Source organism: Pyxidicoccus caerfyrddinensis, from assembly GCF_010894405.1.
Lineage (GTDB): Bacteria > Myxococcota > Myxococcia > Myxococcales > Myxococcaceae > Myxococcus > Myxococcus caerfyrddinensis.
In genome coordinates this window covers 241,673-254,680 of sequence record NZ_JAAIYA010000002.1, presented here as the reverse complement: position 1 = coordinate 254,680, position 13,008 = coordinate 241,673, and the positions used below count along the sequence as shown (strand labels likewise).

The 13,008-nt window shown below is 70.1% G+C and carries 11 protein-coding genes; 4 read left to right on the top strand and 7 right to left on the bottom strand.

Going from position 1 to position 13,008, the window contains the following annotated elements; all coding sequences use genetic code 11:
- Window positions 1-485: 485 nt before the first annotated feature.
- Window positions 486-1,262 carry an SDR family NAD(P)-dependent oxidoreductase gene (locus G4D86_RS04665; protein ID WP_163989847.1) on the bottom strand — a complete coding sequence of 259 codons (777 nt, stop codon included), beginning with the start codon at window positions 1,260-1,262 and terminating at the stop codon, window positions 486-488.
- Between the two features lie 167 nt (window positions 1,263-1,429).
- Here G4D86_RS04665 and G4D86_RS04660 point away from each other — a divergent pair, with 167 nt between their 5' ends.
- Together G4D86_RS04660 and G4D86_RS04655 are read left to right on the top strand one after the other, a co-directional pair.
- Window positions 1,430-1,798, top strand: a complete 369-nt coding sequence (locus G4D86_RS04660) for a winged helix-turn-helix transcriptional regulator (protein ID WP_205519460.1) — start codon at window positions 1,430-1,432, stop codon at window positions 1,796-1,798.
- A gap of 143 nt (window positions 1,799-1,941) precedes the next feature.
- On the top strand, window positions 1,942-3,285 hold the full coding sequence (locus G4D86_RS04655; RefSeq protein ID WP_163989843.1) for an erythromycin esterase family protein: 1,344 nt from the start codon (window positions 1,942-1,944) through the stop codon (window positions 3,283-3,285).
- An 80-nt stretch (window positions 3,286-3,365) separates the two neighbouring features.
- Here G4D86_RS04655 and G4D86_RS04650 read toward each other — a convergent pair whose 3' ends face one another.
- Entirely contained in the window at window positions 3,366-3,908 is a 543-nt protein-coding gene (locus tag G4D86_RS04650; protein WP_163989841.1) for a nuclear transport factor 2 family protein, read from the bottom strand.
- 98 nt (window positions 3,909-4,006) lie between these two features.
- Here G4D86_RS04650 and G4D86_RS04645 point away from each other — a divergent pair, with 98 nt between their 5' ends.
- On the top strand, window positions 4,007-4,789 hold the full coding sequence (locus G4D86_RS04645) for an alpha/beta fold hydrolase (RefSeq protein ID WP_163989838.1): 783 nt from the start codon (window positions 4,007-4,009) through the stop codon (window positions 4,787-4,789).
- 13 nt (window positions 4,790-4,802) lie between these two features.
- Here G4D86_RS04645 and G4D86_RS54250 read toward each other — a convergent pair whose 3' ends face one another.
- Window positions 4,803-5,222 (bottom strand): hypothetical protein, encoded by a 420-nt coding sequence (locus G4D86_RS54250; RefSeq protein ID WP_163989835.1) that lies wholly within the window; start codon window positions 5,220-5,222, stop codon window positions 4,803-4,805.
- A 37-nt stretch (window positions 5,223-5,259) separates the two neighbouring features.
- Complete coding sequence (locus G4D86_RS04635) at window positions 5,260-5,895, bottom strand: hypothetical protein (RefSeq protein WP_163989832.1); 636 nt, start codon at window positions 5,893-5,895, stop codon at window positions 5,260-5,262.
- Between the two features lie 125 nt (window positions 5,896-6,020).
- Here G4D86_RS04635 and G4D86_RS04630 point away from each other — a divergent pair, with 125 nt between their 5' ends.
- Window positions 6,021-6,929, top strand: coding sequence for a DUF5995 family protein (locus tag G4D86_RS04630; protein ID WP_205519459.1), 909 nt, complete (start codon window positions 6,021-6,023; stop codon window positions 6,927-6,929).
- Between the two features lie 63 nt (window positions 6,930-6,992).
- Here the strand turns inward: G4D86_RS04630 and G4D86_RS04625 are convergent, their stop codons facing one another.
- The 3 genes from G4D86_RS04625 to G4D86_RS04615 form a co-directional block, all read right to left on the bottom strand.
- Entirely contained in the window at window positions 6,993-9,149 is a 2,157-nt protein-coding gene (locus G4D86_RS04625; RefSeq protein WP_163989829.1) for a caspase family protein, read from the bottom strand.
- Between the two features lie 90 nt (window positions 9,150-9,239).
- Window positions 9,240-10,160, bottom strand: a complete 921-nt coding sequence (locus G4D86_RS04620; RefSeq protein WP_163989826.1) for a hypothetical protein — start codon at window positions 10,158-10,160, stop codon at window positions 9,240-9,242.
- 1 nt (window position 10,161) lies between these two features.
- Window positions 10,162-12,909 carry a TonB family protein gene (locus G4D86_RS04615; protein ID WP_163989823.1) on the bottom strand — a complete coding sequence of 916 codons (2,748 nt, stop codon included), beginning with the start codon at window positions 12,907-12,909 and terminating at the stop codon, window positions 10,162-10,164.
- Window positions 12,910-13,008: the final 99 nt, after the last annotated feature.

Genomic DNA, 13,008 nt, shown 5'->3' with positions numbered 1-13,008 from the left:
GGCGTCGAGATTCAGGGCGTGAGCAGGGCTCCGCCCGGGCCCCTCCAGCGGAACACACGTGTCCGCCGGGGAGCCGGGATGTGGATGGATTTCAGGGGCGCGAACGGACGTCCGCTGGGGCTCTTACGGAGAATCGACCGGGGCGCGTGTCGCGCCGCTGCGTTGTCGACGACAACATGGGCGCGCCGGGAGCGTCCGGCGTTCTCGCGCGTCATGGCGGAACGTCGGGGAAGTGGCGGCCATCCGCGCCCCGTCCATGGGGGCGTGGGAGATTCCGGGGGTGTAACCGGCCACGAAATGAAACATGGCGGGTTACTAATCACCCCGGAGCGAAGGGCGCAATGGATTCTTCCTTCCCCTCGGGACGGGGGCGGAGACCACCCGTGAACCGTTTCCGGGTTGCAGCTGAAGAGGACACGTCCGGGCTCGCGGTGGCGCAGGCCCGGATGAAAATAATCTCGCTGCTGGAACGGCTTGACGGACACTCAGAGCTTGAAGCCGCCTGTCACCTCGAGTCGCTGGCCGGTGAGCCAGCGGGTCTCCGGGGCGAGCAGCATGGCGACGACGCCGCCGATGTCGTCGGGCACTCCGACGCGACCGAGCGCCGTCTCCGAGGCGACAAACTTTTGCAGCCCGACGTCGCGCATCGCTCCGCCGCCGAAGTCGGTCTCGATACCCCCCGGCGCGATGACGTTGACGGAGATGCGCCGCGGTCCCAGCTCTGCCGCCATGTACCGCGTGAGGACCTCGACGCCCCCTTTCATCACCGCATAGGCCGAGTAGCCGGGGAACGTGTAGCGCGCGAGCCCGGTCGACACGTTCACAATCCGGCCGCCGTCCGCGATGAGCGGTAGGAGCTTCTGCGAGAGGAAGAACGTGCCCTTGAGGTGGATGTTCAGGAGCTCGTCGAACTGCTCCTCCGTGGTGTCAGCGAAGAGGGCGCCGACGCCCGTGCCGGCGTTGTTCACGAGGTAGTCGAAGCGCTCGCGCTTCCACACGCGTTCGAGCTCGGCCTTCACCGTCCCTGCGAACGCCGCGAACCCTCCGCTCTTGCTGACGTCGAGGGGCAGCACCACGGCCTTGCGCCCCCTGGCTTCAACCTGCGCCGCTACCTCGCGCGCCTCCTTCTCCGAGGTCCGCCAGGTGAGAATCACATCGACGCCACGGTCGGCGAGGTTGAGGGCCATGCTCCTGCCCAGTCCGCGACTGCCTCCGGTGATGAGGGCAATCGGGGCAACGGTGCTGTCGTTCGTCGTGCTCATGAGGCTCCCTTTCAAACGGCCCACGGTGTGCCGTGAAAGAGATGTGCAGTACGGCCCGGGTCGTCGCTAGATACTCTTTCGTCCCATACGCACCGGTTCGTCCCATAGGCACCTGGTGGTAACCATGCCGACTCTCTTCAAACAGCTTCCGCCCCTGCCCGCAGAGCGTGCGCTCAAAGGTCATCGGCGGTCGTTGGAAGGCCGTGATTCTCTATTACCTGTTTGAAGGTCCGAAGCGGCTGTCCGAGCTCAGGCGCCTGGCGCCGCTCGCGAGCCAGAAGGTCCTGGTTCAGCAGCTTCGCGAGATGGAGGAGCACGGCATCGTTCACCGCAAGGTCTTCGCTCAAGTACCTCCGCGCGTGGAGTACTCGGCGACGAAGCTGGGCCTCAGCCTCCAGCCCATCATCGCGTCGCTCTGCGAATGGGGCCGCCGTCATGAAGCGGAGCTGAGCGGGCTCGAGCGACCTGAAGAGAAAGAGCGACCGGGTGGCGCCCGCGGACACCGGCAGGCGGCGCGCACCGCTTCTCTGACTTGAGCGCCTGGCTTCCATTCCACTGAGCCGTCACCGAGGCCGCTGGGGCGCGCGCTCCCCTGCCCGCCCTCCGGTCTGCGGTGGGAGGCCGCTGGTCAGCGGCGCCTGGCCGTCCCACCTTTGAGGGCATGAGCCCGCCACGGGGTATGAGCCCGTTCGAGGACGAGCAGGACACCTCGCTTGCCCTGCTGGAGGGTGTGCGGGCGGCCGCGCTCCCGCTGAGTGGAAGGTCCGAAGACTTGGACCCGCTCATCGAGGGCCTCGGTGACGCGCGCTTCGTTCTCCTGGGCGAGGCCACCCACGGCACCCACGAGTTCTACCAGGCCCGCGCCGCCCTCACCCGCCGCCTCATCGCCGAGCACGGCTTCACCGCCGTGGCCGTGGAGGCGGACTGGCCGGACGCCCTGCGCGTCAACACCTTCGTCCACGGCGACGGCAATGACAGGGACGCGGCGAGCGCGCTCGGCAACTTCCAGCGCTTCCCCAAGTGGATGTGGCGCAACCGTGACGTGGAGGAGCTCGTCACCTGGCTGCGCGCTCGCAACGCCAGCGTGGCCCCGGAGTTTCGCGCCGGCTTCTACGGGCTGGACCTCTACAGCCTCCATGCGTCCATGCGTGAGGTGGTGGCGTACCTGGAGACGGTGGACCCCGCCGCCGCCCGGCGGGCCCGCGAGCGCTACGCCTGCTTCGACAGCTTCGGCGAAGAGCCACAGGCCTATGGCGCGGCCACCGCGTACGGCCATGCCGACACCTGTGAGGACGCGGTCCGGGCGCAGCTGCGGGAGCTGCAGCGACGCGCCCCCCTCGACGCACGGGACGAGGACGCGCGCTTCTCCGCCGAGCAGAACGCCCGGCTCGCCGCCGACGCGGAGGCCTACTACCGCGCCATGTACGCGGGACGGCACGAGGGGTGGAACCTGCGCGACACGCACATGGCGGACACCGCGGATGCGCTCCTGAAGCACCTGTCCCGGAAGGGACGCAAGGCGCGCATGGTCATCTGGGCGCACAACTCGCACCTGGGCGACGCGCGCGCCACGCAGATGGGCGACCAGGGCGAATTGAATCTAGGGCAGCTGCTGCGCGAGCGGCACGGCGACGCCACGTACAACGTGGGTTTCACCACGTACACCGGCGTGGTCATCGCCGCGCACGAGTGGGACGAGCCGGGCCTGCGCCGCCGCATCCAACCCGCCATGGCAGGCAGCTACGAGCACCTCTTCCACGAGGTGGGCCTGTCGTCGTTCCTGCTGCGCATGGAGGATCTGGGCGAAGCGGCGAGCGGCCTGCGCGAGCGCCGGCTGGAGCGCGCCATCGGCGTGGTGTACGCGCCGCGCACCGAGCGCTGGAGCCACTACTTCCACGCGGACCTGCCCGCGCAGTTCGACGCCGTACTGCACTACGACGAGACGCGCGCCCTGCGACCGCTCGACACCGACTCCGGCCATGAGAAGGAGGACGCGCCCGATACCTATCCCTTCGGCTTGTGAGGAGCGGAGTGGGGGCCACGACCCGGGTCCGACCCCAGGGGCCGTGGCACTCCCACTCCCTTCCTCACCCCGGAAGGGCGCTACTTCTTCGGAGCGGGCGCGGGCGTCGTGGGGGCCGGGGTGGCGGGCGCGGCCTTCGCCGCCTGCGCCTTCTCGTACGCGGCGACGCGCTTGGTGACTTCGCCCATCAGGTCGTTGGGGATGGGGACGGAGAGGTTGTACTGGGCAATCTTCCAGGCGTTGCCCTCCTTCACCAGCACCCCGCTGCCACGGCTGGGGCCCAGGTTGGGCGTGTCGAGCGTCTCGTCGAACCAGGCGACGCTGCCGTCCTTCGAGAGGGAGATGAAGCGCTTCACCGGCTTGAAGCTCCACGCCTTGCCCTTGGAGAAGTAGGGCTTGGACCAGGCGCGGAACTCGTCGCGAGTCCAACGCTCGGTGGCGTCGGTGCCCATGAAGACGCCATCGGCGGTGAAGTGGCCGAAGTAGCGCGGCTCGTCCGCGGCGGCGGCGGCCTTGTGCCAGTCATCCAGCACCGCGGCGACGGCGGCCTTGGGGTCGGCGGGGGTGGTGGTGCCCACGGGGGCGGCGGCGAGCGCTAGGAGCAGCAGGGAGACAGTGGTCACGCGGAGAGACCTCGTCAGGCAGAAGGTTCGCGGTATGAAGCGGCACGCGGTGCCCCGGGTCAAGGCGCTCGGGCATGGAATAGAAAGGTGTCTCGCAGATGGTCCTCGAGAGCTTCCTGGTGGGTGAGGGCGACGTGCCCACGGTGATGCTGCACGGCTTCCTCGGGACGGGGCGGAACCTGCGCTCTCTGGCGGCGGCCTGGAGCGCGGCGGACCTGCGTCGGCGCTTCCTCCTGCCGGACCTCACCGGCCATGGCAGCTCTCCGCCGCCGCCCGCGGGCGCGGACCTCTTCACCCTGGCGCGCGACGTGGTGGACACGGCGCGCGCGCAGGGAATCACCGGTGCGTTCGACTGGGTGGGCCACTCGCTGGGCGGGCGCGTGTCGCTGGCCGGAAGCCTCCACGTGCCCGAGGCCGTCCGGAGCGTCACGCTGCTGGACATCACCCCGGGCCCGGTGCCGGGCGACTTGTCGGAGAGCGGCAAGGTGCTGGGCGTGCTGCTCCAGGCGCCGCCGCGCGCGGACAACCGCCGGGCGATGCGCACGGAGCTGACCGGACGCGGCCTGTCCGAGCCGCTGGCGGACTGGCTGCTGATGAACCTGGTCACCCAGCCGGACGGCGTGAAGTGGCGCTTCGACCGGCAGGCGCTGGCGGAATTGCACTCGCGCGTCAACGGCACGGACCTGTGGGAAGCGGTGGAGCGCCCGGGCCGCCCGCCCATGCGCTGCATCCGGGGCGGGAAGGCGAAGTACGTGTCGGACGCGGACGCGGAGCGCATGGTCGCCGCCGGCTGCCCCGTGGCCACGCTCCCGGACGCGGGCCACTTCGTCCACGTGGACGCGGCGCAGGCTTTGCTGGAGTGGCTGCTGCAGGGGGCGTGACGCCGGGCTGGGCCTACTGCTGCACCTTGAGGATGCGCCACCCCCGGACGTCGATGACGTAGCTGGCGCCGACGTCCAGGATGGGCGGCCCGCCGATGTCACACGCCTCCGCGTTAGGGATGAGGCTGACGTACATGACACCTTCGGGGCCAGGTGCTGTCGCTACATCGTAGGACTCACGCCGCGAGAGACACTCCTGGAGTGGGGTGGCACCGGCCGGGAGCTTGCGGTCCCAGGGAAGGTAGTCCTCCATCGCCAACTGGATCGCTCTCAGCGTGGTCCCTGCGATGATTTGCCGCCCTTCGAGTGGGAGCGCGAGGGGGAACTCCACGGCTGCCGCCTCCTCCGGAGGCGCATGGACCGGACGTGGAGGGCGCTGGAACAGCGCACAGGCGGGGAGAATCAGGAAAAGGGCTGGCAGCGCGCGCTTCATGGAAGGTGCCTCGACTGAAGAGTCCGCATGTCGTGCGTCATTCATCCCCTACTGCCGTCACCAGACCGTACCTCTTGTCCTCCGGCCTGATGATGCCCACCAGCTTCCAGCTCTTCTCCTTGCGCAGATAGAACTCGCCAGGACGCTCATCATTTTCGACATAGGGGATGAGCTTCATGACGGTACAGGCCCGGTCGAACTGGATGCGAATGCTCCAGAGTTGCGTGGCTGCAATCCGGTCGCCAGCACTCATCTGCGACGGAGACCAGGGGTGGCTATGGAAATCCCCAAGGACGGCGGGACGGCCGCGCTCGTCAGCGACGTAGCGAGGAGGAATGCACTTCTTCTGCTTCGCGGGTCCCACGAGCACTGGCTCTCCCAAGGGCGATGGCATGCTGGCGTAGTACGTGCCGTCACCCAGCGAGTAGATGGCTCCGCAGTATTCCTGGCCATATTCGCCATCCTGCGAGCGTGGCAGCTTCATGATGGCAGGGCATAGCTGGTCGATGACTTCGTCGACGTTGCTCGACGGAGTGACGGCGGCCCAGGGCCCCCTCACATGGACATGGTCGCCCGTGCGCCAGTAGCTCTCGGGCACACTTGCAGCCGGAGTGCTGGAAGCGCAGCCCACCAGCAGGCCCAGCATCACCGCCCAGCTCAGCTCGGCGCGCATGAACGCCCTCCCCTCTGAACCATGTGACGCCGGGCCGGGGCTGTCCACCCATGGAAGTTCCCGGAGCCATGGTGGAGGGCCCGCGGCGTGCTGGGAAGATTGCCGGAGGGCCTCGTTCCATCAACATGACTGCTCTGCTCGATGGAATCGACCTTCACCCCCGCGATGTGGAGTCCGCCCTGGTGGGATTGGACACGGTGGTGGCGCGGCTGGCCGCCCGGAGCGACTCCCGCGCGGTGTTCCCCGACGTCTACGGCGTCATCACCCGCAACGTCGCGCGCGAGGTCCGCCGCGGCGACCACGGCCTCTTCCTGGAGCCCGCCTGGATTTCCCGCCTCGCCGGCCGCTTCGCCGAGCGCTACCTGGAGACGCTCGCGTGGTCCCTGCGCGGCGAGGCCCAGGACTGCGCCGCGTGGGACATCGCCTACCGCGCCGCCTGGGCCGGCACCACCATCGCCCTCGACGACGCCGCGCTCGGCATCAGCGCGCACATCAACTTCGACCTCGCGCTCGGCCTCTGGCAGACGATTGAGGAGCTGGGCGACACGAGCCCGGAGAAACTCGCCCGCTACAAGCATGACCACGACGCGGTGAACACGCTGCTGGCCGAGTCCCTGCCCGAGGCCGTGGCCCGCTTGGAGGAGCGCTACGGCTGCACCCTCACACCGTGGCTTCGCGGCCCGGCGATGATGCCGCTGACGCGCGAGGTGGCCCTCCTCGTCCTCGGCCGGTGGCGCGCACAGGTCTGGGAGGACGTGCTCGCGCTCGTCCATGCACCGGGCGAGGCCGCGCAGCAGGCCGTCATCTCCCGCATGCATCAGCGTTCCCAGTACCTGGGCCGCGTGCTGTCAATGGGCAGCGAGGTGCGGCGGCTCGCGCGCACCTGGGGCTTCGCTCCGGCCCGTGCCACGCTGTCCCGCGAACGCCCCGCGCCGGTGCTCCGACTGGCACCCGCGCCTGCTCCCAAGCTCGTGCCTATACCGGTGCGCGTGCGCTATCGAGCTCGCCGTTGTTCTCCAGGTAGAGCGCCTTGAGGTCGTCCGGCAGCTTCATGCCCAGCAGCACCAGGGTGTCTCGGCGCGTTGGACTCAGACGGCTCATATCCGCACGCCGAGCAGCAGCCCGGGCCACATCCGCGTCGCGTCCGGCCCGCGCCCCAGCTTCCACTGTGGCAGCAGGCTGACGTCCGGGTCCTCCTCCTCGGAGGAAGGCTCGTACACGTTGAGGGAGACGCCGGCGAAGAGGGCGAAGCGCCGCTTCAGCTCCCAGCCCACCATGGCGCGCAGGCGGCTCAGTGAGCCGTCCTCGTCCCCGCCGATGAACTGCGTGCCGACGTCCACGTCCAGGTAGTACCGCTCCGATGCGCCGAGCGGGAAGTGCACGCCCAGCCCCATCAGCGTGAGCGTGCGCACGGAGCGGTCCTTCAGCCGCGCGCCCTCCGTGACGAGCACGTACACGGTGCGGCTGCCGTACTTGAGACTCACCGCCAGCGGAAGCACGTCATCGGAGGACGCCTCGAAGGCCAGCCGTCCCTTGCGGACGATGCTCAAGAGTCCGATGGGCACCGACACGTCATCCGAGATGTTGATGAGCCCCAGCTGCACGCCGCGCACGTTGGCCGCCACGTTGATGAGCCCCACCTGCGCGCCGGACACGTCCCCGGAGATGTTGATGAGCCCCACCTGTGCCCCGGCGAGCCGCTCCGTCAGGTTGATGCCCGCCGCGACCTGGGCGCCCCGAAGCCTCGCCGCGGAGCGGTTGGCCGTCGTGCTGAGCTGGAAGCCCGTGTAGTCGCCCTCGGCGATGTTGAAGACCGCGGACACCTGGCCTCCCGTGCCGCCCGCGAAGGCGAGGTTGCCTCCGATGGCCGCCTGAAGCCCGAGCACCTCGCCGCCCGCGACGTTGGCGATGCCGGAGACCTGGAGCCCTTCCATCGTCCCGTCCACCCACCCCACCCCGCCGGCCGCGCCCAGCCCGCGCAGCTGGAGCGAGCGCACCGCCAGCGCACCCAGCGCCACGTGGTTGAGGCCGCTGCCGCCCCACAGCGCGGTGCTCGACAGCGGCGGCACCAGCGACAGGTTCAGCGGCACCGTGGGCATGTCCACCGCGAGCATGGGCGCGTCAGCCACCGCCGTCACGGGCTCGCCGCCGCGCGCCGCCGTGCGCGTGAGCGTCACCGGGACGAAGTGCTCCGCGCGCAACTCCGCGCCGCCCTTCGAGGTCACCGTCAGCTCCGCCTCGAAGCGCTGCGTGGGGCGCTCCAGCACGAAGGTGTAGCGGCCCGCCGCGAGCCCCAGCGCGAGGCGCCGGCCTCCGGGCTTCTGCAGCTCCGCGACGAGCTGGTTGCCCCAGTCGCGCACGAAGAGCCGGCCCTGCACGTCCTCCGCCACCGCCAGCCGCACGCTGGAGCCGCGCAGGTCCGTCATCACCAGGTCGCCACTGCCCGCGAGCTGGATGTCGTAGGCCGCGTGCTGCGGGCCACCCTGGGAGCGCTCCGTGCGCGCCAGCGTCTCGTGGAAGGCGAACTGGTAGGCCTCGTGCAGCGTCACACGCCCGTCGCCGCTGGCGTCCGCCGCGCCCCGCAGGCCGGTGACGAGGAAGTGCGTGAAGAAGGACGCGCCGATGCTGTCCGACTCCTGCGCGACTTCATCCGCGGAGCTGGACGCGAGGTAGGCATGGCCGCGCACCTGCGACGACGCATCCGTGAGGAAGGCCGGCCGGCGCACGCCGCCCTTGTAGCGGGTGAGCGCGCCGGAGCCGCACGAGTCGAGGATGGCGATGCGCACGTCCGCCGGCACCGCGCCCAGCGCGCGCCGGAGGTCCTCGTAGGAGAAGCGCTCGCCACGCGGCAGCAGGCCGTCCCCATCCGAGTGGCCCGAGTAGTACAGCACCAGCTCGCGCCGCACGCCCGGCGCCTCCGCCGCTTCCACCAGCGTCTTCATCTGCTGCAGCGCCGCCAGCAGCGCACCGTGGTCCGCCTCCAGCAGCAGCACCCGGTCCGCCCCCGCCACGCCGCCCAGCTCCTCCAGCACGCGCGACATCGCCAGCGCGTCCGAGCCCGCGTAGCGCAGCCGCTCGCGGCCCGGGCCTCCTTCGCTGGAGCCGACGACGAGCGCGAAGCGGCGCAGCGTGGCCCCCGGCTCCTCCAGTTGATGGGCGGCGGCCTCCGGAGCGAGGAGGCACAGGCCCAGCCACGCGGCCGCCACCAGGCCGGCCACGCGTCCCCACCCATGCCCTGTGGTGCGTCTCATCATCCGCATCCCGCTCCGTGCCAGCCCCGGCCCGGCGTCACATGAGCGCCGGTGGCATACCTCGTTTGGCCGCCCCCCCGCGAGCCTTCGCGCTCAAGGACTCCAGTGGGCGCGACGCATCAGCCAGGAGCTGCCGCCCCGCCCGTCGCGCACCACGGCCCAGAACGTCACGTCCTGCGCCGTCGCACCCTCGGCCGGCTCCCACTCCGTGCGGTGCCGCCCCTGCTGGCCGCCGAAGTCCGCGCCGCCCGTCACCTGCGGGGAGAAGTCGCCCAGCGTGGTGTGCCACGAAATCTCCCAGGCTTCCTTGAGCGTGACGGCGTTGAGCCGCAGGCCCGGCACCACGTACGTTTCCTCCAGCGCCGACACGTCTTCGGACGTCATCAGGAAGGGGCCGGGGCCGCTCAGCTCCGGCAGCGCGCCGTCCTCCCAGGGCACGTCATCCACGCGCAGGCCCGGAAGCACCGGCTGCACGTTCTCCTTCATGCCCTCCACCAGCGGACACCAGAAGACCATCAGCTTCTGCGCGTAGACTTCCTCGTCGCCCGCCGTCACGTGGAGCACGAGCGGCATGCGGATGCCGCCCAGCCCCTTGTAGGCGTCATCCTCAATCACGCGCTCCAGCAGCAGCCGGTCGTCGCCCACCCGGACCGCGCCAGGGCGGATGGGGAGCACCAGCTCGCCCGCCGTCGTGGTGCCCTCCGCGAGCTTCGCGCGACTCGTCTCGTCGGAGCAGGTGGTGTCTGCCGTGTCCGCGCACGCCCACAGCTCGTAGCGGATGGGGCGTCCCTCGCCGGCGGGGTCCACCAGCAGGGCGCGGTACGTGATTTCGTCCGCGAGCTGGTCCAGCGCCTCCGGCGTTTGCTCGCAGGTGGAGGCATACAGCTCCGGCTTCTCGGTGGAGATGCCGAGCACGCGGAAGTCGTGCACCTTCGACGGCTGGTCCTCGGGGTCCACGCAGGCGACAGCGCCGAGCGTGAGCAGCAGGCCGGCGCACTTGAGCAGGGCCTTCATTTCAGAAGCTTCCTTTCAGGCCCACCACGGGGAGGATGGGGATGCCGGGTATCTCGTACTCGCGCCGGCCTCGGTAATCGTTGAAGACGAACTCGGCGTTCTCGGCGTTGTAGAGGTTCTGCACGTCGAGGTAGGCCGTCAGCGTCCAGCTCTGGAACTGGAAGTTCTTGTCCACGCGCACGTCGAGCTGGTGGAAGCCGGACGCACGAGCCGACGCGTACGGGCCGAACGTGGGGGTGTAGCGGTTCGGGTCGGAGCGGTACACGTCATACCCGTGGTCCAGCGGCGTCGTCGGCCGGCCGGTGGTGTAGCGGAAGCGGCCGCCCAGCTCCCAGCCGCTGCCCAGGATGTAGCTGCCCACCAGCGTGAGGATGTGCGTCTGGTCCCAGGGACTGAGGCCATACGTCGCGTCCGAGTCGCCGCCAAAGTCGCCGCCGCCGAAGCCCCCGCCGCCGTCGGGCTTCGGCCCGGCGCGCCCGTCCAGGGCCCGGCTGAAGGTGTACGAAATCCAGCCGGACCACTTGTCCGTCGCGGACGCGCGGTCCTTCTTCGCCATCAGCTCGATGCCCCACGCACGGCCGATGCCGTCGTTGGAGTAGGGCAATTGGACGACGCCCCCGCCCTCGCGCTCCACCAACTGGCCGGGCAGCGCGATGTTCTTGAAGCGGCGGTTGAAGAAGCCCGTCACGTCCACGTTGAGCACGTCGGTGAAGCGGTGCTCCACGCCGAGGCTGCTCTGGAAGGCGCGCTGGTAGACGAGGTCCGGGTTGCCGTACGGCAGGCTGATGAAGCGGAAACTCTCCGGCGGCTGGCTGTAGAGGCCGAGCGAGCCCTTGAGGCTGGTGCGCTCGGTGGCCGCGAAGCGCACCCACAGCCGCGGGTCCAGCGCCACGTTCTGCGTGTCCCCCACCAACTGGAGGTTGCCGCGCACGCCCGGGGTGAAGGTGAACTTCCCCACCTTCATGTCCGCTTCGAGGAAGAGCGCGCCGTCGAAGGCGCCGAGCGCCAGCTTCTCCACCAGCAGCTCGCCGACGGACTCGGCGCCGGGAAAGGCCACGTACTCGAAGTCCTCGGGGGCGGGGAACTGCACGTCGTAGGACTGGTGCTCGTAGACCAGGTCCAGGCCGGTGCGCACGGTGAGCGCGGAGGACAGCTCCATGCCCACCACCTCGCGCGCGCCCACCGTGTAGCCCACGCCGTCCTGCTTCGCGGTGCCGAACTCGAAGCTGACGCCGTCGTAGCCCACGTACGGCGTGAAGACGGAGGTGAGCGCGCCCTTGCGGTACGTCCAGTCACCCTTCACGCGGTGGAAGAGGGTGCGCGTGTCGAGTGACAAGTCGCGCTCCGTCTTCGGGCCCGAGGACACCACGCGCAGCTGGTCGTCACTGCCGAAGGCCATGACGTAGCCGCTGCTGCGCGCGCCACCCGCGTCCGCTTCGGAAGGGGCGCCGCGCTTCGCGCCGAAGTCCACGCGCAGCTGGTAGTCCCAGTACTTGGGCACCACGGACAGCGTCTTGCCGTCATCCTTGGGGAGGAAGGCGGGCAGCAGCGTGTCGATGTACGAGCGCCGGGCCGCGGCGGCCACGCTGATGCCGTCGGTGATGGGCGCCTCGAGGAAGAAGCCCGCGTCCAGCACGTCCACCTTCACCGAGCCGTGGAGCGTGTCCGCCGCGCCCTTGCGCGTGCCCACCTCGACGACGCCGCCCACCGCGCGGCCGTACTGGCTGCCGTAGCCGCCCGGGTAGAAGTCGAGCTGGTCGATGAACTCGGCATTCACGACCGAGGGGCCGCCGAGCAGGTGGAAGAGGATGGGGATGCTGACCCCGTCCATCATCGTCGCCGTCTGGCCGGGGTTGGAGCCGCGCACCAGCAGCTCGCCGGAGATGAAGGGCGCGCGCGCCACGCCCGGCAGCGCCTGGATGACGCGGATGGGGTCGCCGAAGGTGCCCGGCGTCTTCTGCGCCTCCTCGCGCGTAATCGTGCGGCGCACCACTTCCTTCTTCGGCCGCTCGGAGCGCACCACCGTCTCCAGCGCGCCGCCCGACGGCGCGAGGTAGAAGTTCACCTCCGTCGTCTCGTTCTCCTTGAGCAATTCCTTCGTCTGGTAGAGCTGGTAGCCGGACGCCACCACGCGCACCGCGCACTCGCCCGGCGGCACCTCGAGGGTGAAGCGGCCTTCCGCGTCGGAGGTGGCCTCGGGCGCTTCCGGGTCATCACCGCAGCGCACGGTGGCGCCCGCCACGCGCGAGCGGCTGCCACGCGAAATCAGCTGGCCGGTGAGGGTGGCCTTCGGGGCCTCCTGCTCGGTGGGCGTCTCGCCTTCCGGCGGGGGCGGGGCGTTGAGGGTGAAGTGGTAGACGTACTCCACCTGCACCGGCGCGGGGACGCCGTCCACCTCCGCGGGCGAGAAGCGGAACTGGCGCACCGCGGCGATGGCCGCTTCGTCGAAGCCGTTGCCCACGGCTTCCGTGGGCTGCACGTCCGACACCGCACCGTCCTCGGCGATGGTGATGATGAGGCGCACGGAGGCGGTGAGCCCCTGCGTGAGCGCGTCGGGCGGGTATTGCGCCTCCACCTGCTGCACCAACTCGGGAGGCTTCGTAATCGTGGGCTGGTGGGCCTGTGCGGCCTCTGCGGGAGGCGCGCCGGCCTGCGGTTCCTGCGCGAGCGCGGGAGTCGTCAGCAGCAGCGTGGCCGCGGCGAGCGCGCTTCGGGCTTTCAGGTTCGGGGACATGGCGTGGGCGAGCATACGGGGTGATGGGACTTCCCGCTCCCGCTGAGGGAGGGGCGGAGCGAAAGGCCTTGGAGAAGGGTCGCGCGGTGGAGGCCGAGGAGGGGAAATCACCGG